19 protein-coding genes and 1 tRNA gene are annotated in these 22,890 nt (G+C 72.8%); 12 read left to right on the top strand and 8 right to left on the bottom strand.

Annotation, left to right across the window (positions count from 1 at the left end; translation table 11 throughout):
* Positions 1-2 precede the first annotated feature (2 nt).
* Positions 3-1,430 (top strand): type III PLP-dependent enzyme domain-containing protein, encoded by a 1,428-nt coding sequence (locus tag Sdagh_RS27325; RefSeq protein WP_189414744.1) that lies wholly within the window; start codon positions 3-5, stop codon positions 1,428-1,430.
* Positions 1,431-1,643: 213 nt separating this feature from the next.
* Here Sdagh_RS27325 and Sdagh_RS27320 read toward each other — a convergent pair whose 3' ends face one another.
* Both Sdagh_RS27320 and Sdagh_RS27315 read right to left on the bottom strand, forming a co-directional pair.
* On the bottom strand, positions 1,644-2,228 hold the full coding sequence (locus Sdagh_RS27320) for a hypothetical protein (RefSeq protein ID WP_189414743.1): 585 nt from the start codon (positions 2,226-2,228) through the stop codon (positions 1,644-1,646).
* A gap of 113 nt (positions 2,229-2,341) precedes the next feature.
* The gene (locus Sdagh_RS27315) at positions 2,342-3,184 is read right to left on the bottom strand and encodes a MurR/RpiR family transcriptional regulator (RefSeq protein ID WP_190076582.1); all 843 of its coding nucleotides are present in this window, start codon (positions 3,182-3,184) and stop codon (positions 2,342-2,344) included.
* 231 nt (positions 3,185-3,415) lie between these two features.
* Between Sdagh_RS27315 and Sdagh_RS27310 the strand changes: the two genes are divergently transcribed.
* Positions 3,416-3,829 (top strand): hypothetical protein, encoded by a 414-nt coding sequence (locus tag Sdagh_RS27310; RefSeq protein ID WP_189414741.1) that lies wholly within the window; start codon positions 3,416-3,418, stop codon positions 3,827-3,829.
* A 373-nt stretch (positions 3,830-4,202) separates the two neighbouring features.
* On the opposite strand, the gene Sdagh_RS27305 is transcribed toward Sdagh_RS27310, so the two are convergent.
* Entirely contained in the window at positions 4,203-5,591 is a 1,389-nt protein-coding gene (locus Sdagh_RS27305) for a cystathionine beta-synthase (protein WP_189414740.1), read from the bottom strand.
* Between the two features lie 170 nt (positions 5,592-5,761).
* On the opposite strand from Sdagh_RS27305, the gene Sdagh_RS27300 reads away from it, so the two are divergent.
* From Sdagh_RS27300 to Sdagh_RS27290, 3 genes are all read left to right on the top strand, one after another.
* On the top strand, positions 5,762-6,787 hold the full coding sequence (locus Sdagh_RS27300) for an SGNH/GDSL hydrolase family protein (RefSeq protein WP_189414739.1): 1,026 nt from the start codon (positions 5,762-5,764) through the stop codon (positions 6,785-6,787).
* A 703-nt stretch (positions 6,788-7,490) separates the two neighbouring features.
* On the top strand, positions 7,491-8,711 hold the full coding sequence (locus Sdagh_RS27295) for an acetyl-CoA C-acetyltransferase (protein ID WP_190076583.1): 1,221 nt from the start codon (positions 7,491-7,493) through the stop codon (positions 8,709-8,711).
* A gap of 268 nt (positions 8,712-8,979) precedes the next feature.
* The gene (locus Sdagh_RS27290) at positions 8,980-9,759 is read left to right on the top strand and encodes a hypothetical protein (protein WP_190009195.1); all 780 of its coding nucleotides are present in this window, start codon (positions 8,980-8,982) and stop codon (positions 9,757-9,759) included.
* A 27-nt stretch (positions 9,760-9,786) separates the two neighbouring features.
* On the opposite strand, the gene Sdagh_RS27285 is transcribed toward Sdagh_RS27290, so the two are convergent.
* Entirely contained in the window at positions 9,787-10,098 is a 312-nt protein-coding gene (locus Sdagh_RS27285) for a hypothetical protein (RefSeq protein ID WP_189414736.1), read from the bottom strand.
* A gap of 103 nt (positions 10,099-10,201) precedes the next feature.
* Here Sdagh_RS27285 and Sdagh_RS27280 point away from each other — a divergent pair, with 103 nt between their 5' ends.
* Positions 10,202-10,432, top strand: coding sequence for a DUF4287 domain-containing protein (locus tag Sdagh_RS27280; protein ID WP_189414735.1), 231 nt, complete (start codon positions 10,202-10,204; stop codon positions 10,430-10,432).
* Between the two features lie 82 nt (positions 10,433-10,514).
* Here the strand turns inward: Sdagh_RS27280 and Sdagh_RS27275 are convergent, their stop codons facing one another.
* Positions 10,515-11,399: a Bax inhibitor-1/YccA family protein gene (locus tag Sdagh_RS27275; RefSeq protein ID WP_189414734.1), complete on the bottom strand. Its 885-nt coding sequence runs from the start codon at positions 11,397-11,399 to the stop codon at positions 10,515-10,517.
* Between the two features lie 541 nt (positions 11,400-11,940).
* Here Sdagh_RS27275 and Sdagh_RS27270 point away from each other — a divergent pair.
* Positions 11,941-12,447, top strand: a complete 507-nt coding sequence (locus Sdagh_RS27270) for a fascin domain-containing protein (RefSeq protein WP_190009191.1) — start codon at positions 11,941-11,943, stop codon at positions 12,445-12,447.
* A gap of 1,322 nt (positions 12,448-13,769) precedes the next feature.
* Here Sdagh_RS27270 and Sdagh_RS27260 read toward each other — a convergent pair.
* Positions 13,770-13,853 (bottom strand) — tRNA-Leu (locus tag Sdagh_RS27260).
* 407 nt (positions 13,854-14,260) lie between these two features.
* On the opposite strand from Sdagh_RS27260, the gene Sdagh_RS27255 reads away from it, so the two are divergent.
* Together Sdagh_RS27255 and Sdagh_RS27250 are read left to right on the top strand one after the other, a co-directional pair.
* Positions 14,261-15,031: an ABC transporter ATP-binding protein gene (locus Sdagh_RS27255; RefSeq protein ID WP_189414732.1), complete on the top strand. Its 771-nt coding sequence runs from the start codon at positions 14,261-14,263 to the stop codon at positions 15,029-15,031.
* Between the two features lie 56 nt (positions 15,032-15,087).
* Positions 15,088-17,604 (top strand): ABC transporter permease, encoded by a 2,517-nt coding sequence (locus Sdagh_RS27250; RefSeq protein ID WP_190076584.1) that lies wholly within the window; start codon positions 15,088-15,090, stop codon positions 17,602-17,604.
* 71 nt (positions 17,605-17,675) lie between these two features.
* Here the strand turns inward: Sdagh_RS27250 and Sdagh_RS27245 are convergent, their stop codons facing one another.
* Together Sdagh_RS27245 and Sdagh_RS27240 are read right to left on the bottom strand one after the other, a co-directional pair.
* Positions 17,676-18,977, bottom strand: a complete 1,302-nt coding sequence (locus tag Sdagh_RS27245) for a class I SAM-dependent methyltransferase (protein WP_190009185.1) — start codon at positions 18,975-18,977, stop codon at positions 17,676-17,678.
* 223 nt (positions 18,978-19,200) lie between these two features.
* Complete coding sequence (locus Sdagh_RS27240) at positions 19,201-20,592, bottom strand: NAD(P)/FAD-dependent oxidoreductase (protein ID WP_189414729.1); 1,392 nt, start codon at positions 20,590-20,592, stop codon at positions 19,201-19,203.
* A 485-nt stretch (positions 20,593-21,077) separates the two neighbouring features.
* Between Sdagh_RS27240 and Sdagh_RS27235 the strand changes: the two genes are divergently transcribed.
* From Sdagh_RS27235 to Sdagh_RS27225, 3 genes are all read left to right on the top strand, one after another.
* Positions 21,078-22,232 carry a PP2C family protein-serine/threonine phosphatase gene (locus Sdagh_RS27235; RefSeq protein WP_189414728.1) on the top strand — a complete coding sequence of 385 codons (1,155 nt, stop codon included), beginning with the start codon at positions 21,078-21,080 and terminating at the stop codon, positions 22,230-22,232.
* A gap of 74 nt (positions 22,233-22,306) precedes the next feature.
* Entirely contained in the window at positions 22,307-22,603 is a 297-nt protein-coding gene (locus tag Sdagh_RS27230; protein WP_189414727.1) for a type II toxin-antitoxin system Phd/YefM family antitoxin, read from the top strand.
* Entirely contained in the window at positions 22,600-22,869 is a 270-nt protein-coding gene (locus Sdagh_RS27225) for a type II toxin-antitoxin system RelE family toxin (protein WP_190076585.1), read from the top strand. The genes Sdagh_RS27230 and Sdagh_RS27225 overlap by 4 nt, the downstream gene beginning before the upstream one ends.
* Positions 22,870-22,890: the final 21 nt, after the last annotated feature.

Here is a 22,890-nt window from a genome sequence, read left to right as displayed (position 1 = left end):
GCATGAGCGCGGACTTCGGCACGACGGGGAACGGGACGGACCGGGGCGAGGGCACGGACGAGGGCACGGACGCCGTCGCCGGGCGGCGGGCGGCGCGGCGGGACGCCGCCGTGCGGGCCGCCGTGGCGCAGGGGCTGCTGGGGCCGGGGCCGGGCGCGCCCGTCGTGGGGCTGCTCGACGTCACCGGCATCCGGGAGTCCGCGCGGGCGCTGCGGGCGGCGTTCGCGGCGGTCACCGCGCCCGGCACACCCGTGCTGCACGCCTTCGCGGTGAAGGCGTCACCGCTGGTGCCGGTGGTGCGGCTGCTGTGGGAGGAGGGCATCGGCGCGGAGGTGGCGAGTCCGGGGGAACTGGCGCTGGCGCGGGCGGCGGGGGTGCCGGCGGAGCGGACGGTGCTGGACTCTCCGGCCAAGACGCCCGAGGAGCTGCGGGAGGCGCTGGCCCTGGGGATCGCCGTCAACGCCGACAATCCGCAGGAACTGGAGCGCCTCGACGGCCTGACGCGGTCGGCACGGACCGCCTCCCCGCTGGGCATCCGGGTGAACCCGCAGGTCGGCGGCGGCTCCATCGAGGCGCTCGCCACCGCGACGGCGACCTCGAAGTTCGGGGTGGCGCTCAGGGACGAGGGGGCCCGGGAGTGGGTGGTCCGGGCGTGTCTGGACCGGCCGTGGCTGACCCGGCTGCACGTGCACACCGGGTCGCAGGGCATTCCGCCGGCCCGGATGGCCGAGGGGGTCGCGGCCGTGTACGCGCTGGCCGAGGAGGTGAACGGACGGGCCGGGCGGCGGCAGGTCGACACCGTCGACATCGGCGGCGGCCTGCCGGTGAACTTCGCCTCGGAGGTGACGGCACCGACGTACGGGCAGTACGCGCGGGCGCTGCGGGAGGCGGTGCCGGGGCTGTTCGACGGGCGGTACGGGCTGGTGACCGAGTTCGGGCGGTCGCTGCTGGCGAAGCACGGGACGGTGGTGGCGCGGGTCGAGTACACCAAGAGCGCCGGGGGCCGGCCGGTCGCGGTGACCCACGCGGGGGTGCAGGTGGCGACGCGGACGGTGTACGCGCCGCGGTCGTGGCCGCTGCGGATCGCCGCGTACGACGGCGCGGGGCGCCCCAAGGAGGGGCCGCCGGTGGTGCAGGACGTGGCCGGGCCCGCGTGTTTCGCGGGGGACCTGCTGGCGACGGGGCGGGCGCTGCCCCGGCTGGAGCAGGGGGACCACGCGGCGGCGCTGGACACCGGGGCGTACTACTTCGCCCACCACTACGCGTACAACTCGCTGGCGCGGCCGGGGGTGTACGGGTTCCTGGCGGACGAGGCCGGGAGTGTGCGCTTCCGAGTGGTGCGGGAGGCGCAGCCGGTCGAGGAGATCGTGGCGGAGGCGGGCGGGGCGCACGCGGAGTCGCTGACGCGGGCGTCATGGGTCCGGCGGTAGCCGTGTGATGCGGGTGTGCGGTGGCTGGTCGCGCGGTTCCCCCGCGCTCCTGAGGGGCGTTGCCCGGGTCGGCCTCAGGGGCGCGGGGGATGCGCGACCGGCCACCCTGCGCCCGCGCCCGACCCACGCGCCCGCGCCCGATGCACGGACCCGCGCGCCCCCGTACCCCGTGCCCCGCACCCGGCCCTCAGGCCCGGCCCGCCACCCCCGGGATCACACCAGCGCCGCCGTCTTCCTCCGGGCCCCGCCCGGTTCCGCGTCCCCCGCCGCGACACCGGTGCCCCGGTACCCCTTGACCGTCTTCCCGGCGGGCCGCCCCGCGCCCCGGCCGAGCCAGTCCACCCGGACCCACAGCAGCGCTTCCCCCGCGCGTTCCCGGCGGCCGATCCACGCCGCCTTCAGCCAGAGACCGGCCCCGCAGCCGGCCAGCAGCAGCCCGCCCGCCGCCGGGACGGCGAACGCGCTGCCCACCGCCGCGAGGAAGCCGAGCAGCAGCCACCAGCGGTGCCCGCGGCGCCAGTTGCGCGTGGTCACCGCCCGGTCCTGGAGGACGTCGTACTTGCCGGCCCGGGCCGCCGCCCCGGCCAGCGCCACGTACCTCCCGCGCCGGACGTACGCCACCACGAAGGCGGCGACGACGAAGAGCGCCGCTCCGGCCAGGACCCCGATCCGGCGTCCGGTCAGTCCCGGCACCAGGACCCCGATGCCCGCCGCGACCACGCCCAGCCACCACAGGGGCGCCGCGCCCGCCCGTACGACGACGGCCACCCGGGCCAGCCCTTGTCCTCCACGTGCCATCGCTGCCTCCCGTCACATCTGCCCAGCGTCGAGGGGTGTGCAAGGACGGCAGGTTAACGGCGGAAGGTGAGACGAATCTGAGAGCGCCCGGCGGTACCCGGCCGGCGCCGGTCTCACTCCGCGAACAGCCCCCGCGCCGCCGCGTGCGCGTCGAATTCCTCCAGCCGCGCCTGCGCGTCGGGCAGGTCGTCGCACATCGCCTCCAGCAGCACCCGGCCCAGCAGCATCGGCGCGCACGCGGTGTCGAAGGCGAGCCCGGTGCCGACGGCGGCGGGCAGCAGCACGTCGGTCACCTTGGCGACGGGCGCGAAGGCGGAGTCGGCGACGGTGACGACGGTGAGCCCGGCCTCCTTGGCGTAGGCGAGGGTGTCGACGACCTCACGGGGGTGCCGGGGCAGCGCGAAGCAGAGCAGCGCGCTCGCCCCGGCCCGTACGGCGCCGTCGATCCGGTCGTGCAGCATCGTGCCGCCCTCGCCGAGCAGCCGGACGTCGGGGTGGACCTTGGCGGCGAAGTAGGCGAACCCCTGCGCCTGGGCCGCCGCCGCCCGCAGGCCGAGCACGGGCAGCGGGCGGCTCGCCGCGAGGAGGCGGCCCGCCCGGCGCACGGGGCGCGGGTCGGCCAGCACCTCGGCGAGGTGCCGCAGGTTCTCGATCTCGGCCTCGACGGCCTGCTGGTACTCGTTGGCCGTGCCGGGCTCCGGCACCGGCTCGGCGGGCGTGACCTCGCGCAGGTGCCGGCGGAGGTCGGGGTAGCCGTCGAAGCCCAGGGCGACGGCGAAGCGGGTCACGGACGGCTGGCTGACCCCGGCCAGTTCGGCCAGTTCGACGCTGGACAGGAACGGCACGTCGGCGGCGCGGCGCACCATGCTGTGCGCGATGCGCCGCTGGGTCGGCGTCAGCCGGTGCCCCTCGAACAGCGCCTGCAGCCGCGTGGCCGGGCTGTCCGTCACGCCCATGACCTGCTCCCCCTCCAGAGGTCCGTCCCGGGAGGCTACCGGGCCCGCCGCTTCTGCCGTCGCCCCGGACGGACGCCGGGGCGGGGACGGCGTACGGAGCCATCCTATTCAGCCACTCCCCTCCCTGCATACGCCCATACATCCGGGGTGGGGACCCGCCCGGCGGCCCCACCCCGGATACGGGGGCTGTCCCCAGTGCGGCGGGCACCGCCGCTCCGTAGCGTGAGCGGCATGACGGGAATCGACGCGCGCGACGCCGAGCTGAAGAGGGAACTCGACGCGACCCTGCGGGCCCGCGGGGATCTGGGCGAGGAGTACGACTCCGCGCTGATCGAGTCCTTCCTGGAGAAGGTCGACCAGCGCATCGACGGCGCGGTCGAGCGCCGGGTGCGCCGGCAGTTGGCCGAGCATCAGATGGTGTCGGCCCGGGACTCCCGTTCCCCGGGGCCGACGGACCCCTGGGGCGAGCGCTTCGGCTTCGGCATCGTCTCGCTGGTGCTGGCCGTCCCGCTGTCCGCGATCGGCGGGGGCGTCGCGGGCCTGCCGGGACTGCTGGTCGCCTGGGCGGGCATCGCCGGGGTGAACGTCGTCCAGGCCGCCCGTACGGCACCGGGGCTGTTCCGCAGGCGCCGCGAAGCGCCGTAGGCCACGCGGGGAGAGCGGTCACGGGGCGGCGGGCGCCGGGGGACGTCATGCGCGGGGACCGCCGCACCCCCGTTGCCGGGGGGCGGGACGACGGCGGTCCCCGCGAGGGACACGGGGCCGGGTCAGGGACCGGGCCTTCCGCGTCCTGGCGTCCATGGAGGTCCGGGAGCCGCTCCGGAGGTCCTTGGCGCCGTTCGGCGCCGGCCCGGACGGGGAGCCGCTCCCGCCCTTGCCGACACCCCTAATGTGCCGGACCCGTGTTAAGCGTGTGCTGCGCGAACGTGACACCCGCGTACCAGTTCGGAAAGGTCCCACAACCCGGCAGCCACCGGGAGTTCGCCGCAGTCACCCGCCGTTCACCGGAGATTCTCCGCTACTTCCCCGCGCCGGCCAGGAAGGACAGCAGGTCCTGACGGCTGACCACACCGGTCGGCTTGCCCTCGACCAGGACGATCGCCGCGTCCGCCGTGCCGAGCACGCCCATCAGGTCCTCGACCGGCTCGCCCGAGCCGACCTGCGGCAGCGGCGCCGACATGTGCCGCTCCAGCGGGTCCTCCAGCGAGGCCCGCTGGGTGAACAGGGCGTCGAGCAGTTCCCGCTCCACCACCGAGCCGACCACCTCGGCCGCCATCACGTCCGGGTGCCCGGCGCCCGGCTTGACGATCGGCATCTGCGAGACGCCGTACTCGCGCAGCACCTCGATGGCCTGCCCCACCGTCTCGTCGGGGTGCATGTGCACCAGGGAGGGGATGGAGCCGTGCTCCTTGTGGTCCAGGACGTCGGCGACGCGGGCGCTGGGGCCGGAGTCGTCCAGGAAGCCGTAGTCGGCCATCCACTCGTCGTTGAAGATCTTCGACAGGTAGCCGCGTCCGCTGTCCGGCAGCAGGACGACGACCACGTCGTCCTCGGTCAGCCGCTCGGCGACCCGCAGCGCGGCGACCACGGCCATGCCGCAGGAGCCGCCCACCAGCAGGCCCTCCTCCTTGGCCAGGCGCCGGGTCATCTGGAAGGAGTCCTTGTCGGAGACGGCGACGATCTCGTCGGCGACGGTCCGGTCGTAGGCCGTCGGCCAGAAGTCCTCACCGACGCCCTCGACGAGGTACGGGCGTCCCGAGCCGCCGGAGTAGACCGAGCCCTCGGGGTCCGCGCCGATGACCTTGACCTTGCCGTCGCTGGCGTCCTTGAGGTAGCGGCCGGTGCCGGAGATGGTGCCGCCGGTGCCGACGCCGGTCACGAAGTGGGTGATCCGCCCCTCCGTCTGCTTCCACAGCTCGGGGCCGGTCGAGTGGTAGTGGGAGAGCGGGTTGTTCGGGTTGGAGTACTGGTCGGGCTTCCAGGCGCCCGGCGTCTCGCGGACCAGCCGGTCGGAGACGTTGTAGTACGAGTCCGGGTGCCCGGGGTCGACCGCCGTGGGGCAGACGACCACCTCGGCGCCGTACGCGCGCAGGACGTTGATCTTGTCGGTGGACACCTTGTCCGGGCAGACGAAGATGCACTTGTAGCCCTTTTGCTGGGCCACGATCGCGAGTCCGACGCCGGTGTTGCCGCTGGTCGGCTCGACGATGGTGCCGCCGGGCCGCAGCTCGCCGCTCTGCTCGGCGGCCTCGATCATGCGCAGGGCGATGCGGTCCTTCACCGAGCCGCCCGGATTGAAGTACTCCACCTTGGCCAGGACGGTGGCCCTGATGCCCTCGGTCACGCTGTTGAGCCGCACCAGCGGGGTGTTGCCGACGAGGCTGATCATCGAGTCGTGAAATTGCACCGTTGTCTCCGGATGCCGCAAAAAAGTGGGGTGATGGTTCCGTCGGCCAGCCTAGGGCCTGCCGTTGCCCGGTGATCCCAGGACGGTTGTTCACTCACGGTGGAGATTGGGCGACGGTCCGTACGGGGCAAGCAGTGGGTGTACGGCTCGTGAGGAGGTGGCGGCGACGCATGACGAGCATGTCGAGGGCGAGGGTGGCCCGGCGGATCGCGGCCGGCGCGGCATACGGCGGCGGCGGCATCGGACTGGCCGGTGCGGCGACGGTCGGTCTGCTGCTGGCGGAGGTGCAGCTGGCCAGGCGCCGGGTGGGCATCGGCACGCCCGTGCGGGTGCCGAACGCGGAGGGGCTGTACGGCGGTGCGCTGCCCGCGTCCGCCGGGCCGCCGCTGCGGCTGGTGATGCTGGGCGACTCCACGGCGGCCGGGCAGGGCGTGCACCGGGCCGGGCAGACGCCGGGCGCGCTGCTGGCGTCCGGGCTCGCGGCGGTGGCCGAGCGCCCGGTGGAGCTGCGGTCGGTCGCGGTGCCGGGGGCGCGGTCGGACGACCTGGACCGGCAGGTGGGGGTGGTGCTGGCCGATCCGGTGCGGGTGCCGGACGTCTGCGTGATCATGATCGGCGCCAACGACGTGACCCACCGGATGCCGGCCACCCGGTCGGTGCGTCATCTGGCGGGGGCGGTACGGCGGCTGCGCACGGCCGGCGCGGAGGTGGTCGTGGGCACCTGTCCGGACCTGGGCACGATCGAGCCGGTGCGGCAGCCGCTGCGCTGGCTGGCCCGGCGGACCTCGCGGCAGCTGGCGGCGGCGCAGACCATCGGGGTGGTCGAGCAGGGCGGGCGCACGGTGTCGCTGGGCGATCTGCTGGGCCCGGAGTTCGCGCGGAACCCGCGCGAGATGTTCGGCCCCGACAACTACCACCCGTCCGCGGACGGCTACGCGACCGCCGCGATGGCGGTGCTCCCGTCGGTCTGCGCGGCGCTCGGCCTGTGGCCGGCCGACGAGGAGCGTCCCGACACCTCCCGCCGGGAGGGCTTCCTGCCGGTGGCGCGGGCGGCGGCCGAGGCCGCCGACGAGGCGGGCACGGAGGTCGCGGCGGCGATGCCGGCGGGGCCGCGGGGCCCCTGGGCCCTGCTCAAGCGCCGTCGGCGCCGGCGGGTGTCGGAAACGGAACCGCAGACATCGGCGCAGCCGTCCTGACCGGGCCGCCCGGCATGGCCCGCGCTTCGGCCGACCCGACCTGCCGGGCCGGGGGGCGGGGTCGATCCGGCGCCGGGCCCGCCCGCCGGGTACGCCCTGGATGGGGGGACGGGACCGCATCGGTGCCGGGTACTCCCGAGATGGAGGGAGGGACCGCTTCCGTGCCGGGTACTCCCGCGATGGAGGGAGGGACCGCTTCCGTGCCGGGTACCCCCAGGATGGGCGGACGGGACCCGCTTCCGTGCCGGGTACTCCCGCGATGGAGGGAGGGACCGCTTCCGTGCCGGGTACCCCCAGGATGGGCGGACGGGACCCGCTTCCGTGCCGGGTACTCCCGCGATGGAGGGAGGGACCGCTTCCGTGCCGGGTACCCCCAGGATGGGGGGGGGCGGGGCCCCCTCGGTGCTCCCGGGATGGAGGGACGGGACCGCCCCGGCGCCGGACACGCCCGGAAGGGAAGGACGCGTCCGGAAGGGAAGGACGCGTCCGTGCGCGCCAGGTTGCGTGCCACCCCGGTCCGCACCGTGCCGCCCCACGCCGCCGCTCCCGGCGCCTCCTCGCCTCCACCCCCTACCCCAAAAAGCAAGCGCTTAGTAAATTGCGGCCAGGGTCACACCACCACCCCCGTGACCCCAGCCCTACGTACGGGTAACTTCCCAAGCAGTCCCGCCCGATCCGCACGCCGACCGCCCATGGAGCCGTGATGCCCGAAGCCGTGATCGTCTCAGCCGCCCGCTCCCCCATCGGCCGGGCCTTCAAGGGCTCGCTCAAGGACCTGCGCCCCGACGACCTGGCCGCCACCATCATCCAGACCGCCCTCGCCAAGGTCCCGGAACTGGACCCCCGGGACATCGACGACCTGATGCTCGGCTGCGGGCTGCCCGGCGGCGAGCAGGGCAACAATCTCGGCCGGATCGTCGCCGTGCAGATGGGCATGGACCACCTGCCCGGCTGCACGGTCACCCGGTACTGCTCCTCCTCGCTCCAGACCTCCCGCATGGCTCTGCACGCGATCAAGGCCGGCGAGGGCGACGTCTTCATCTCGGCCGGCGTCGAGATGGTCTCCCGCTTCGCCAAGGGCAACTCCGACAGCCTCCCGGACACGCACAACCCGCTCTTCGCCGACGCCGAGGCCCGCACCGCCGAGGTCGCCCAGCAGGAGGGCACCACCTGGCACGACCCGCGCGAGGACGGCCTGCTGCCCGACCCCTACATCGCGATGGGCCAGACCGCGGAGAACCTGGCCCGGGTCAAGGGCGTCACCCGCCAGGACATGGACGAGTTCGGCGTCCGCTCGCAGAACCTCGCCGAGGAAGCCATCAAGAACGGCTTCTGGGAGCGGGAGATCACCCCGGTCACGCTGCCCGACGGCACGGTCGTCGGCAAGGACGACGGTCCCCGGGCCGGCGTGACCATGGAGGGCGTCACGGGCCTCAAGCCGGTCTTCCGCCCCGACGGCCTGGTCACCGCGGGCAACTGCTGCCCGCTCAACGACGGCGCCGCCGCCCTCGTCATCATGAGCGACACCAAGGCCCGCGAGCTGGGCCTGACCCCGCTGGCCCGGATCGTCTCCACCGGCGTCTCCGGCCTCTCCCCCGAGATCATGGGCCTCGGCCCGGTCGAGGCCAGCAAGCAGGCTCTCGGCCGCGCCGGGCTGACCATCGGCGACATCGACCTGGTCGAGATCAACGAGGCGTTCGCCGCGCAGGTCATCCCCTCCTACCGCGAGCTGGGCATCCCGCTGGAGAAGCTGAACGTCAACGGCGGCGCCATCGCGGTCGGCCACCCCTTCGGCATGACCGGCGCCCGCATCACCGGCACCCTCATCAACTCCCTCCAGTGGCACGACAAGCAGTTCGGCCTGGAGACGATGTGCGTCGGCGGCGGCCAGGGCATGGCCATGGTCATCGAGCGCCTCAGCTGACCCTCGGTAGCGCGCCGCGGACCCCTGGTGACAGCGGCCCGGGACCCTGGAGAACCCCAGGGTCCCGGGCCGTTCCGTGACCCAATCTCCCCCAGGATGTGACCTATCTCCCTCGCCACCTGATTTACGCAGGTCAGCCCAGCCCCAGCGGCCCCTTCGAGGCCCAAAGTCCTGTCCGTTTCGTGACGTTACGCACTGACAGCGGGTTAGTCCGCCCTTCAAGCTGATGTAGGAAGTCGGGGGTCGACTTTGAACCGGGAGTACGTCAGTGAGCGCCACTTCGATCGCCCTGCTGCTCACCACGGCAGCCACCGGCGCCGTGGGCGTCGCCGTCCTGCGCAGCGTGCTGGTGCTGCGCCGCCAGGTCGCGGCCCTGCACACCGAGCTGGCCGAGGGCCACGCCGCGGCCCTGCGGGGCCGGGTCCCCGCCGCCCGCACCACGGCCGACACCGAGGAGATACGCGCCGCGGTCGCCGCCGCGCTGGCCGAGGAACGGGAGCGGGAGCTGGCCGAGGCCCGCGCCTTCTGGGCCGCGCAGGAGAGCCGCGGCGTCTCCGACGCGCCGCTGCTGCTCGGCCTCTCCGACAGTGAGCCGTTCCTGCCGCACCCGGCCGACCTCGCGGGCCTGGACCCGGTGCCGGAGACCGGTGCCGACGCCGACGAGCCCGCCCCGGACTCCGCCGAGCTGGCCGCGGCCCGCCGCCGCCACCCCTCGCACCCCGACTTCGTACCGAACCCCTCCCCGGTCAACGACCACGAGCGCACCGTCACCGCCCTGGAGGAGCTGGCCGCGGGCCGGGTCGAGCTGGCGGACGTCCGGCCGGGTCCGCTGGGCACCCTGGACGTGTACGTCTTCGCCGACGGCACCACCCTGTGCATGACCCCGGGCCACCGCGAGACCGCGGAGCGGCTGGCCGGCGCGCTGCGCGCGGGCGACACCCCGGTCCTGCTCGGCGGCTCCGGTGTCTCCGGCGCCTACGCCCTGACCTTCGCCTGCGGCGAGGAGAGCGTGTACGTCCTGGCGGACCGCGTCATCGCGTCCCTCTGACCCGCCGCCGGCCGTGCTGCGAGCGGGTCACACCCCGGCGCGCCGCTGCGCCTCCGCCACCAGCCGCACCGCCTCCGCCACCTCGTCCTCGGTCCTCAGTACGAGGGCAAGGTCGTGCCCGGCGACGGTGATCTGGTCGGCGGCGGCGAACATCCCGGCGTCCGGCATCACCCGCGGCTCGGCGCCGGGCTCCTCGGCGAGCTGGGCCCGCCGGGACAGCTCCCTGGCCAGTTCCAGCGCCTCGGCGGCGGCACCCCGCTGGAGTCTGCTCTGCGGCGCGGCCCGCAGACGGTCGGCGAAGGTCTCCAGCGCACGGGTCACAGGCGTCGTATCAACCACGGCGTGAGCGTACGCGGCCGTCCGGGACTGTTGCCAACGGAGGGCGGCTCGGGCACGGTGACCTGAAGGACCGGCTCACATCCCCTTTCGCCCGGAGGCGCCGATGTCCCCTGTCTTCTCCGAGGAGACCCATCGCAATCTGCTCGCCCGCATCCCCCACTGCACCGGTCGTGAGATCGCCGACTGGCTGCGCACCGTCGAGGACGGCCCGGCTCTCTTCCGCTTCGAGGAGAAGGTCAGCTGGCTCCGCCACGAGCACGATCTCGCCTACGGCCACGCCAAGGCGATCGTCCACGAGTACGACCTCAGGAGGGCCGCGCGCCGGCTGCTCTGAGCACGCCGTCGTCGACGTACGCGAAGGGCCCCGGACGGCGGTGCCGTCCGGAGCCCTTCTGTCACGCCTGGTCCGTCGCCGGTCAGTCGCTGCTGTTGAAGATCGCGATGAGGCGCAGAAACTCCAGGTACAGCCACACCAGCGTCAGGGTGAGGCCGAAGGCCGCGAACCAGGCCTCCTCGCGGGGAGCGCCGTAGGCGATGCCGTCCTCGACCTGCTTGAAGTCCATGGCGAGGAACAGCGCGCCGAGGATGACGCCGATGACACCGAAGAGGATGCCGAGGCCGCCGCTGCGGAAGCCGAGGCCGTCACCGCCGCCGAACACGGCGAACAGCATGTTGACCATCATCAGCAGCACGAAGCCGAGCGAGGCCGCCATCACGAAGCCGACGAAGCGGCGGTTGACGCGGATCCAGCCCGCCTTGTACGCCACGAGCACGGCGGCGAAGGTCGCCATGGTGCCGATGACCGCCTGCATGGCGGCACCGTCGGCGATGCGGTTGTCGACGACGCTGGAGACGACGCCGAGGAAGACGCCCTCGAAGGCCGCGTAGGCGAGGATCAGCGCCGGGGTCGGCGTCCGCTTGAACGACTGGACGAGCGCCAGGACCATGCCGATCAGCGCGGCACCGATGGCGATGCCGTACGACCTGCCGATGTTGGCGTCGTCGACCGGCAGCAGCGCCCAGGAGAGCGCTGCCGTGACGATGAGGACGCCGAGCGTGCTGCCCGTCCGCAGGACGACGTCGTCGATGGTCATCCGGCCGGTGGCGGCCGGTGCCTGCGGCGCGCCGAGGTCGGTCTGGGCGTAAGGGTTCTGCGCGTACGGGTTGCCGGTGGGCTGCGCGTACGGGTTGGCCTGCGTGGCGACAGCGGGTCCCCCGGCCTGCGGCGCGGTGTTGAAGCCCGCGTAGCCGTTGTCGCGGCTGAACCCCCGTCGCGAGAAGACCGGGTTTCTGCTCCTCATTTCACTCCTCCATGGCCACACGACGTGGCCTTGGCTCAAGAGTAATAGAACGGCAAAGGGATGACCCTAGTGCTTGGGGAGGATCTTTCCCCCACCTGCCGCAGCAACACGCCGCACCCCCCGCACATTCCCCGCACCGGCCCCCTACGGGGCACCCGGCCGGCACCCGCCCCCGCCCGGCGGCACCCGGCGGCGGCCGGGACGGCCGGCGCCGGCGGCCCCGAGGACGCGGGGCGGCGGCGCCACCCGTGCCGGGGAGGGGCCGCGGCGACGGATGGGCACGGATTTCCCGGGCCGGAAAAAGCGGAATACCGCCTCGCATTGCCGCACTCTGGACAGACCGCACCCCCCCGAATACAGTGAATTCGGGGGGCGGGACAGAAAAAGAAGGGGCGGCAATTCCGGATGGCGACCGAGACGCCGCCGTACCGCACAGAAGGCATTCCACCGCCCCCCGTCATCCGGTATCGCACAGGCCGTCTGCCGCACTGGACACCGCACGATCTCCGTGACGCGCCCAGACACCACGAAGGGGGATCACATGCCCTTATCGGCGACCGACCTCGCACAGTCCGGGAACACTCCGGTCACCATTCGTTCGACGTTCTTCCAGAACATCTATCTCCGGATGGACGGCACAGGAGTGACCTCCGCCACCGACAACGGCGGCGGTACGGTCAACTGCCAGTACGGCCCGGGCCCCTGGACGGCGTACAAGGTCCGGCCGCAGGCCGACGGCTCGTACTGCTTCGAGTCCGCGGCCTTCCCGAACGTGTACCTGCGCATGGACGGCAACGGGGTGCCCGCCACCCGGGCCGGGGGCGGGAAGGTCAACTGCCAGTACGGCCCCGGCCCCTGGGAGAAATTCAGAGCCCGCCCCCAGGCCGACGGTTCCTTCTCCTTCGAGTCGGTGGATTTCCCGGGCGTATTCCTGCGCCTGGTGACCGGCAGTGGAGTCACCACCGCCACCGGGCCCGGCGGGACCGTGAACTGCCAGATCAATGCCAACGGCGGGGAACACGAGAAATTCTTCCTCGAACCGGCGTAGCCAGTGGATCGCCCCGGGGGCGGATTCACCGCCCCCGGGAGCTTTTCCTGTTCATCCGGCGACCGCATTCCTCACTTCGGCTTCCACATCTGGATTCTCGACTCGCCGCAGCCCCCTACCACGAGGAAACGGAACACACTGCGCCAGGAAGACCCGGTGTTCGTATTCCCTGGCCTGGCGTGCCTGAGGACCTCGCGGGTCTTCCGACGATCCGGCGTCAGCCCCGGCCACATGACTGTCCTCACCAGACCCGCACTCACGCCGGAGAGACAACGCCGGGAAGGCTCACCTGGCGGACGCGGGGCCGTACAGCTGTGCCGGGTCGCCGGCCAGGGCCGCCTCGACGAAGCGGCTGGGACCGTCGGCCGGCACTTCGAGGGAGCCGCCCTGCACCCCGTCAAGGAACCGCGGGCCGCCGCGTGGACCCTCTCGGCCCCGCGGGCCGGCAATTCGTCGACGAAGCGCCGACCGATGCCCCGGTTGCCTCCGGTCACGAGAGCGGTGGAACCAGCGATGTCCATGATCACCGGCCGCCGAGGTCGTCATCGGGCAGGGGACGGCGGTCACTCCCGCTCCTCGCGCCTACGCCAGAACTCGACGTCGGCGTCGAAGGCACATCGGACACCGCCGAGCGAGAGGCCGGTCACAGTCCGTATCGGAGAGCCGGCCGGCCGGACCCGTATCCGTACGCGCGCTCTGCGCTACCACGAGGAGCAGGGTCTGCGCGTTCCTCGCGCACGCAGGAGGAGAGCGTGTCCACCCGCGGTCGGCGGAAGACCGTGTACGGCTGATCCGCGAGCTCCATACGGCCGGACTCACCAGCCGCTTGATCGCCGCACTCCGGCCGGCCATCGGCGCACGCCACGTCGGTCCCGAGTCGCTGGCGCGCTTGCCCGACGAACGTGCCCGCACGGCGGCGAAGGCCGCCGAGTCGCAGTCGGCGGGCCGACGCCTCGACGCCTTGATCGTCCTCGCCGCGCACCCGGACGCCGGCTCGTGTCCGGCCTCACCCGACCAGGCGGCCGCAGGAGGTCCCGCCCCGTGGACGGAGCAAGCGCGAGAGTCCTGAACATGGAGGGCGCGGTGAATCCTCCTCCGCTGCGGTCTCCCCGGAGCCGAGGAGCAGGTTCACGGAAGCGCACCGCGGTGACCGGACAGGAGCCGTGCGCGCATTTCACCCGAAAGGAGCATCCGTAGGCTCATGGCCGTGATGGGGAGAGGAGTGGGGCCGGAGGCTCACGAGTCGCCGCGCCCGGCCATCCGCCGCGCCGGCCTCCCGCCCCGGCGACGCCGCGCGGGGCCCCGGCCGGGTCCGACGGAAGTGCCCGGAGCCGGACTCGAACCGGCACGCCCGCGAAGGGGCAGCGAGGTTTAAGCTCGCCGTGTCTGCATTCCACCATCCGGGCAAGGCCATGGGCTCCGCGTCGAGGATCGAGCCTATCGGGGCGCCTCCCCCGAACAGCGGCAGGGTGGGCCGATGTTGTCTTATTTTATTGATGCCTGAGGGACCATCAGACCCGCGAACAGGCCATCCGCACTTGCCAGTAGCCTTGCGCGCCGCCGCCCGCCGCGCATGCGGAATGACGGAATTTCACCGTACGAACGAGGGCGCTCCACCGGTTCTCGACCAGCGCCGTGTCCTCGGGGTGGGGCGTCATCCCCAGGTATGACGCGGACCGGGGACGTCCGACCGGAGTCGCCCCCGGGAACGGGAACAGCGGCTGACTACACGGCGTCCGGTGGCCGGGACGATGGATCACGATCCACTCCGGATCGAGGATCCCCGTCGTCGTCCCCCACAGGAGCGCCTTCCGTGACCACCGCATCCCTCGTCGACCGGTCGACCGCCGTGGCGGCGCGCGCGACCGAGCTGTCGAAGATCTACGGACAGGGCGAGACCCGGGTGGTCGCCCTGGACCAGGTCTCCGTCGAGTTCCGGCAGGCCGAGTTCACCGCGATCATGGGGCCGTCCGGCTCCGGCAAGTCCACGCTGATGCACTGCGTGGCCGGGCTGGACACCTTCACCTCCGGTTCGGTGCGCATCGGCGAGACCGAGCTGGCCTCCCTCAAGGACCGGCAGCTGACCCGGCTGCGACGGGACAAGATCGGCTTCATCTTCCAGGCGTTCAACCTGCTGCCGACCCTGACGGCCCTGGAGAACATCACGCTCCCCATGGACATCGCCGGCCGCAAGCCGGACCAGCGGTGGCTGGAGACCGTCATCGACATGGTGGGGCTCTCGGGCCGGCTCGGGCACCGGCCCGCGCAGCTCTCCGGCGGACAGCAGCAACGCGTCGCCGTGGCCCGCGCGCTGGCCTCCCGGCCGGAGATCGTCTTCGGTGACGAGCCGACCGGCAACCTCGACTCCCGGTCCGGCGCCGAGGTGCTGGGCTTCCTGCGCAACTCGGTGCGGGAGCTGGGCCAGACGGTGGTGATGGTGACCCACGACCCGGTCGCCGCGGCCTACGCCGACCGGGTGGTCTTCCTCGCGGACGGGCGGATCGTGGACGAGCTGTACGGGCCGACCGCGGACAAGGTCCTGGACCGGATGAAACGGTTCGACGCCAAGGGCCGGACCAGCTGACGCCCCGCGGAAGCGAACGCCCCCACCGCCCTCACGTCTGGACAGAGAAAGCCCCCATGTTCCGTACCGCCTTGCGCAACGTCCTCGCGCACCGGGCCAGGCTGCTGATGACCGTGCTCGCCGTCCTGCTCGGCGTCGCCTTCGTCTCCGGCACCCTGGTCTTCACCGACACCGTCTCCGCGGCGTACGAGAAGTCGTCCGCCAAGGGCTTCGACGACGTCGACGTCTCCCTCACCCCGGCCTGGAAGGACGGCGAGGAGCAGACCGAGCTGACGCCGGCCCTGCTCGGCCGGGTGGCGAAGACCGACGGCGTGGCCTCGGCCGTCGGCGGCGTCGGCGGCTTCACCGCCCTCGCCGACCGCAACGGCGACCCGGTCGGCGACGGCTGGCAGGTGCGCGGCGCCAACTACTGGGGCACCGACGACCCCCGCTACCCGCTCACCGAGGGCCACGCCCCCGAGGGCGGCGGCGAGGTCGCTCTCGACGCGGCGACCGCCGAGCGGACCGGGTACCGGGTCGGCGACACGGTCCGCCTCTCGGTCGACGGCCCGGTCCTGACCCCGACCGTCAGCGGCATCTTCACCACCGACGACGGCACGGTCGCGGCGGGCGGCAGCCTCACCCTGTTCGACACGGCCACCGCGCAGCGGCTGTTCGGCACCACCGGCAGGTACGACGAGATCATCGTGACGGCGGACCCGGGCGTCGGCCAGAGCGCGCTCACGGCCGCCCTGCGCAAGGCGCTGCCCGAGGACACCGTGGAGATGACGACGGGCGCCGAACTCGCCGCCGACCAGGCCGAGGCGACCGCGTCCTCCATGGACAGCCTGAAGCAGACCCTGCTGGTCGCCGCCGGCCTCTCGCTCTTCGTCGGCACCTTCCTCATCGCCAACACCTTCACCATGCTGGTCGCCCAGCGCACCAAGGAGCTGGCGCTGATGCGGGCGGTGGGCGCCTCCCGCCGCCAGGTCACCCGGTCGGTGCTGATCGAGGCGTTCGTCCTCGGCGTGATCGCCTCGGTCACCGGGCTGCTCGCGGGCATCGGCATCGGCGCCGGGCTGCGCGCCCTGATGGACTCCTTCGGCGCGAACTTCCCCGACGGCCCGCTCGTCGTCGGCGGGGGCACGGTCGGGGCGGCGCTCGCCGTGGGCGTCCTCGTCACCATGCTGGCCGCCTGGCTGCCCGGCCGCCGCGCCGCGAAGATCCCCCCGGTCGCCGCGATGAACAGCGTGCACGCCGCGCCGACCACCCGGTCGCTGGTGCTGCGCAACACGATCGGCTCCCTGGTCACGGCGGCCGGCGTCGCCGTGGTGCTGGCCGCGACCACGATGGACGACGCCACCGGCGCGCAGGCCCCCATGGGGCTCGGCGCGGGCCTGGTCGTCATCGGTGTCTTCGTCCTCACCCCGCTGCTGTCCCGCCCGCTGATCGCCGCGGCGGCGCCGGTGCTGCGCGTCTTCGGCGTCTCGGGCAAGCTCGCCCGGCAGAACGCGGTCCGCAATCCGCGCCGTACGGCGGCCACGGCGTCCGCGCTGATGATCGGGCTCACCCTGATCACCGGCATGACGGTGGCGGCGATCGGCGTGCAGCAGGCGATCGGCAGGATGGCCTCGGACTCCGTCAGGGCCGACTACGTGGTGTCCATGGCGGGCGGCGGCGTCCTCTCCCCGGACGTGGAGAAGAAGCTCGCCGGGGCCGACGGCGTCACCGCGATCAGCCCGATGCGCAACGCCTACTCGACCGTCGACGGCCGGGACGAGTACCTGACCGGCGTGACCGGCTCCGCGTTCGGGAAGCTGACCGACCTGCCGGTGACGGACGGCGCCTTCACGATCGGCGGCACCCGGGTGGTCGTGGACGAGGACACCGCCGGGCGGCACGGCTGGCGGGCCGGGTCCACGTTCACCGCGGTCCACGAGGACGACGCGCGGCAGAAGCTGACGGTGGCCGGCGTCTACGAGCCGAACGAGATGTTCCGCGGGATCATGCTGGACCTGGCGGCACTCGCCCCGCACCAGGACGAGCCGGGCGACATGCAGGTCCTGGTCAAGACGGCCGACGGGGCGTCCGGCGCGGCCAAGGACGGCCTGGAGAAGGCCCTCGGCGACAGCCCGGCCGTCGCCGTCCAGGACAAGCAGGACATCTCCGAGGAAATCGCCGGGATGGTCACCATGATGCTGAACATCCTCTACGGGCTGCTGGCCATGGCGGTGATCGTGGCGGTCCTCGGCGTCGTCAACACCCTGGCCATGTCGGTCTTCGAGCGGTCCCAGGAGATCGGGATGCTCCGCGCGATCGGCCTGGACCGGGCCGGCGTCAAGCGGATGGTCCGTCTGGAGTCCCTGGTCATCTCCCTGTTCGGCGCGGTGCTGGGCATCGGCCTGGGCGTGTTCTTCGGCTGGGCGGCGGGCGAGCTGGTCGGCTCCCGGCTGACGACGTACGAGCTGGTACTGCCGTGGGGCCGGATCGCCGTCTTCCTGGCGCTGGCCGCGGTGGTCGGCGTCCTGGCCGCCCTGTGGCCGGCCCGGCGCGCGGCCCGGCTCGACATGCTGTCGGCCATCAAGGCGGAGTAGTCCCGGCCGGTACGCGGGAAAGGGCCCCCTCCCGGGAGGGGGCCCTTTCCCGTGCCCGGAGCACCTGGAGGTCAGTTCCAGGTGCGGGCACGCAGCGGCACGCCGGAGGCGCCGGACTCGGGGGTCTTCACGGCGAGGACCTGGTTGACGCCGATGCGGTTGTGCTCGAAGGAGAGCGCGGAGGCGGCCATGTACAGGCGCCAGACACGGGCCCGGCCGGGGCTGACCAGCCGCACCGCCCGCTCCCAGCCGGCCTCCAGGTTGGCGACCCAGCGGCGCAGGGTGTGGGCGTAGTGCTCGCGGATCGCCTCCACGTCGCGCACCTCGAACCCGGCGCGCTCCAGCTGGGTGACGGTGGTGCCGACGGGGGCCAGCTCGCCGTCGGGGAAGACGTAGGAGTCGATGAACTCGTCGACGCTGTACGCCGACTCGTCGCGCTGCGGGCGGCGGGCGATCTGGTGGTTCAGCAGCCGGCCGCCCGGCTTGAGCAGCGCGTACAGGTCACCGGCGTACTCCAGGTACTTCTCGGCGCCGACGTGCTCGGCCATGCCGATGGAGGAGATCGCGTCGTAGGGGCCGTCCTGGACGTCACGGTAGTCCTGGACGCGGATCTCGATCCGGTCGGTGAGGCCCTCCTCGGCGATGCGCTTGCGGGCGTACGCGGCCTGTTCCTGCGAGAGGGTGACGCCGACGACGGTGACGCCGTGCTCGCGGGCGGCGTGGATGGCCATGGAGCCCCAGCCGCAGCCGACGTCGAGGAGACGCATGCCGGGCTTCAGGTCCAGCTTGCGGCAGACGAGTTCGAGCTTGTCGCGCTGCGCGGTCTCCAGGGTGCCGCCCTCGGATTCGGGGGCCGGCCAGTAGGCGCAGGAGTAGACCATGGAGGGGCCGAGCACGAGTTCGTAGAAGTCGTTGCCGACGTCGTAGTGGTGGCTGATGGCGCGCTTGTCGGTGCGGCGGGTGTGCAGGTGGCCGCGCCGGCGGCGGATCTCTTCGGCGGGCGGCGCGGGCGGCAGCGGGGGGCCGGCCAGCTTGACCAGGCCGCGGACGGCGGCGCGCACCTCGGGGTCGCGGAGGGCCTGGCCGAGGGTGCGGGCGTCCTCGCCGCGTTCCCAGATCAGCTCGGCGAGCAGGTCGAGGGCGGCGTAGAGGTCGCCGTCGACGTCGAGGTCGCCGGCCACCCAGGCGCGGGCCAGGCCGAGTTCGCCGGGCTTGAAGAGGAGACGGCGCAGGGCTCGGCGGTTGCGTACGACGAGCGTGGGAGCCCCCGGCGGGCCGGCCTCGGAGCCGTCCCATGCGCGGACGCGGACCGGGAGCGGGGCCCCCAGCATCTGTTCGACGAGGCTCTTCAGCCGCAATGCGGCGTCTGCCATGGCGCACACCTCCGTGAGACCTGGATGTCTGGGCACCACGTAAACACCGGACGGGGCGATCCGCAGTCCCGCGCCCGGGTCACGACTCCGCAAAACAGTTGTACTTCACATCGAGTTTCCCGGGCCTGTTTCCCCCGGGCGGAGCACGCCGAAGGGGCCGTCCGCACCACGGATGGCGGACGGCCCCTTCGACGACTGCGGGGACTGCGGTGACCCGGCGGGGTCAGGACGCCTTGGCCTCCTGGGCCTGGGGGGCGGCCGGAACGGCGGCGGGCTTCGGGGCCGGCTTGGCGGCCTCGTAGAACTCCTCGCGCGGCGTCTCGACGGCGCCGAGCGAGACGACCTCACGCTTGAGGAACATGCCGAGCGTCCAGTCCGCGAAGACGCGGATCTTGCGGTTGAACGTCGGCATCGCCATGCCGTGGTACGCGCGGTGCATGTACCAGGCGAGCCGGCCCTTGAGCTTGATCTTCATCTTGCCCAGAACGATCATCGCGACGCCCTTGTGCAGGCCGAGACCCGCGACCGCGCCCTTGTTGGCGTGGCTGTACTCCTTCTGCGGGAAGCCCCGCATGCCGGAGACCACGTTGTCGCCGAGGACCTTGGCCTGGCGCAGCGCGTGCTGGGCGTTGGGCGGGCACCAGGCGTTCGGGTTGCCGTTCTTGCGGCCGATGACGTCCGGGACCTGCGCGTTGTCGCCCGCGGCCCAGATGTAGTCGGTGCCCTGCACCTGGAGGGTGGCGGCCGTGTCGACGTGACCGCGCGGGCCGAGGGGCAGGCCGAAGCGGGACAGCACCGGGTTGGGCTTGACGCCCGCGGTCCACACGATCGTGCCGGCGTCGACCTCCAGGCCGTTCTTGAGCACCACGTGGCCGTCGACGCAGGAGTCCATGGAGGTGGAGAGGTAGATCTCCACGCCGCGGCTCTCCAGGTGCTCCTTGCCGTACTGGCCGAGCTTGGGGCCGACCTCGGGGAGGATCTTGTCGGCGGCGTCCACCAGGATGAACCGCATGTCCTCGCGGGACACGTTGGTGTACTCCTTGGCCGCGTCCCGGGCCATGTCCTCGACCTCGCCGATGGTCTCCGCGCCCGCGAAGCCGCCGCCGATGAAGACGAAGGTGAGCGCCTTGCGGCGGATCTCCTCGTCGGTGGTGGAGTCGGCCTTGTCCAGCTGCTCCAGGACGTGGTTGCGCAGGCCGATGGCCTCCTCCACGCCCTTCATGCCGATGCCCTGCTCGGCGAGGCCGGGGATCGGGAAGGTGCGGGAGACCGCGCCCATGGCGATGACCAGGTAGTCGAACGGCAGCTCGTACGCCTCGCCCGACAGCGGGGCGATCGTGGCGACCTTGCGGTCCTGGTCGATGGTGGTGACCCGACCGGTGAGGACCTCCGCCTTCGGCAGCACGCGTCGCAGGGGTACGACGACGTGGCGCGGGGAGATGTTGCCGGCGGCGGTTTCGGGGAGGAAGGGCTGGTAGGTCATGTACGACCGGGGGTCGACGACCGTGACGGTCGCCTCGCCGTAACGCATCTTCTTGAGAATGCGTCGAGCCGCGTACAGGCCTACGTACCCACCGCCTACTACGAGGATCCTGGGACGCTCCGTGGTGCTCATGGGATCGAGTATCCACCTGCCCCGGGGGGGTGCTTCGTGCGCCCCTTCACAAGCTCCGACAGGGGTTGTGTTACACTCCTCCGCCCGCGTGACGCAGGTCATGGTCCACGACGGGAACCGCCGCGCCGTAGATCGCGTTGTCAATGCCGCTTGAGCTGCCGCTCCGATACCCCGGAGCCCTCCGGACCCCCCTCCCCGACGCCTTCCGCGACCTTTTCCGTACCACACTTCTGAACATGTTCAAAGGGCTGTCACGGCCCCGGAAGGGTCAACGGAAGGCCGTTCGTCGCCCATCACGGCCCAATCTCTTGTGAAGAACTTCACGAACTTTCCGGCGAGGAGCCCGCACAGGTCGTCCGCGAAAGTCCTGAAGACCGCTCAGACGTTCCCCGACCTGCTCATACGGAGGCTGCGGCGCACTCCGGCGTGGTCCGCGCGGAGCCGTTATCCCCCTGCCACTTCGTCCCTTTCATTACGTTTGCCCCATGAGCCCGCACCGCCGTACGACGGGGCTGCTGCCCCACACCCCACCCCCGCAGCCCGTGACCGCCCCGGCCTGGGTGTGGTGGCTGCCCGTGGCGCTGACCGCGCTGGCCTGCGCGGTGGACCTGCCCACCCCCGGCGGGCTGAGCGGGGACGGGCTGCTGATCCTCAGCTCCATGACGGCCGCCTGTGTGCACCCGCTGCGCCGGACGGTCCTGCTCGCGCTCCTCAACACCGCCGTGGGCCTGCTCTTCCTCTTCGCCCGCCACCTCGCCTCCGACGGCGACCACGCGGTGGTCGACTTCTGCGCCCTGCTCGTCCTGGTCTGGGCGACCGTGCCGCTGTGCCGGCTGCGGCTCCTGCTGGACCGGCGGCTGCGGGACACCTGGCAGGCCGCGGAGTACGCCCAGCGGGCCGTGCTGCCGCCGGTGCGCGCCTGGTTCGGCCGCACCTGGATCGCCGTGCGCTACGAGGCGGCCGCACACGCCGCGGCGGTGGGCGGCGACCTCTACGCGGCCGAGCAGACCCCGTACGGGGTGCGGCTCCTCATCGGCGACGTACGCGGCAAGGGGCCGGACGCGATCCCGGCTGTGGCGGCGCTGGTGGGGTGCTTCCGGGAGGCCGCGCACCACACGTCGACGCTGCCGCTGCTCGCCCGCCACCTCGACGAGGCGGTGGCCCGGCACATCCGGGAGGCGGCCCTCGTACGGGGCGCGGACGCGACGCCGGGCGAGCAGTTCATCACCGCCACCGTGGTCGAACTGCCCCCGGGCGGCGGCGAGGTGCGGCTGCTGAGCCGCGGCCACTGCCCCGCGTTCCTCGCCTCCGAGGAGGGCGTCCACCGCTGGGAGCCGGCCGATCCGGGCCTCCCGCTGGGCCTCGGCGACCTGGACCCGGGACCCTGGGGCCACGAGTGCCGCCCCTTCGCCCCCGGCGACCTCCTGCTGCTCTGCACGGACGGCCTGCTGGAGGCCCGCGACGCGCACGGCGTCTTCTACTCCCCCGAGCCGGGCCTGCGCGACAGCTGGCGCGCGGGCCCGCCGACCGTGGTGGAACGGCAGGCCCGCCTGGTCCACCGGCACGCCGGCGGCGTCCTCGCGGACGACCTGGCGCTGATCGCGCTCACCGTGTCGGAGACGGGACCGCCACCGCCCTGACCGGGGCCGCGACGGTCAGGCCACCGACCGGACGATGCCGTCGAGGATCGCGCACGAACGCGCTTCCCTCCACGATGCGCCGTGTACACCCCGCCGCGTACACCGATGGCACGACCGGGAACACCGTGACCGTACGGGAAGCCCGCGCGCACCTCGCCGATCACAGCAACCGGGCCGAGGAAGGTGTCCCGACCGTCATCACGCGCGACGGCGCATCAGTGGCAGCCGTGGTCCCGTTCTCGGACTTCGAGGCGTTGGAGGAAGCCGGCGACGTGATGTCGGCGCGCGAGGCCGAAGCCGTTCTGGCGGAGGGCGGCACCACCGTGACGCTGGCGGAACTGTTCACCGAGCTGGGCGGCGAGGCGGCGTGAAGTACGCCTTCCGGTTCACCGCGGCGGCACGGCGTCGGCTTCGGACGATCAGCCGACCCGACGCCATGCGCAGCCTGACCGCGTCGACCGCACTCGGTGACGACCCGCACCGCCAGGACGCCGACGTCGAGAAGCTCACCGGCCCGTCGGGCCGCTACCGGCTCCGGGTCGGAAGCTCCAGAGTCGCCTACCGGATCAACGACGGTGAACCGGTCGTCCCCGTGGCCGAGGTGGGCGACCGGCGGGACGTCTGCCGCGGCCTGTGACGCCCCGCCCGGTGCCGGCAT

Origin of the sequence: Streptomyces daghestanicus (assembly GCF_020521275.1) — a bacterium.
Taxonomy (GTDB): Bacteria; Actinomycetota; Actinomycetes; order Streptomycetales; family Streptomycetaceae; genus Streptomyces; species Streptomyces griseoviridis.
The sequence above is the reverse complement of the archived record's forward strand: the minus strand, read 5'-3'. Positions and strand labels throughout refer to the sequence as shown.

Coding starts and splice junctions, on each gene's coding strand:
- Sdagh_RS27275 (WP_189414734.1), bottom strand. CDS start 11,399: ATGAGGAGCAGAAACCCGGTCTTCTCGCGACGGGGGTTCAGCCGCGAC.
- Sdagh_RS27240 (WP_189414729.1), bottom strand. CDS start 20,592: ATGAGCACCACGGAGCGTCCCAGGATCCTCGTAGTAGGCGGTGGGTAC.
- Sdagh_RS27315 (WP_190076582.1), bottom strand. CDS start 3,184: ATGGGCGTGACGGACAGCCCGGCCACGCGGCTGCAGGCGCTGTTCGAG.
- Sdagh_RS27245 (WP_190009185.1), bottom strand. CDS start 18,977: ATGGCAGACGCCGCATTGCGGCTGAAGAGCCTCGTCGAACAGATGCTG.
- Sdagh_RS27270 (WP_190009191.1), top strand. CDS start 11,941: ATGCCCTTATCGGCGACCGACCTCGCACAGTCCGGGAACACTCCGGTC.
- Sdagh_RS27310 (WP_189414741.1), top strand. CDS start 3,416: ATGACGGGAATCGACGCGCGCGACGCCGAGCTGAAGAGGGAACTCGAC.
- Sdagh_RS27230 (WP_189414727.1), top strand. CDS start 22,307: ATGCGCCGTGTACACCCCGCCGCGTACACCGATGGCACGACCGGGAAC.
- Sdagh_RS27320 (WP_189414743.1), bottom strand. CDS start 2,228: ATGGCACGTGGAGGACAAGGGCTGGCCCGGGTGGCCGTCGTCGTACGG.
- Sdagh_RS27300 (WP_189414739.1), top strand. CDS start 5,762: ATGACGAGCATGTCGAGGGCGAGGGTGGCCCGGCGGATCGCGGCCGGC.
- Sdagh_RS27295 (WP_190076583.1), top strand. CDS start 7,491: ATGCCCGAAGCCGTGATCGTCTCAGCCGCCCGCTCCCCCATCGGCCGG.
- Sdagh_RS27235 (WP_189414728.1), top strand. CDS start 21,078: ATGAGCCCGCACCGCCGTACGACGGGGCTGCTGCCCCACACCCCACCC.
- Sdagh_RS27250 (WP_190076584.1), top strand. CDS start 15,088: ATGTTCCGTACCGCCTTGCGCAACGTCCTCGCGCACCGGGCCAGGCTG.
- Sdagh_RS27325 (WP_189414744.1), top strand. CDS start 3: ATGAGCGCGGACTTCGGCACGACGGGGAACGGGACGGACCGGGGCGAG.
- Sdagh_RS27280 (WP_189414735.1), top strand. CDS start 10,202: ATGTCCCCTGTCTTCTCCGAGGAGACCCATCGCAATCTGCTCGCCCGC.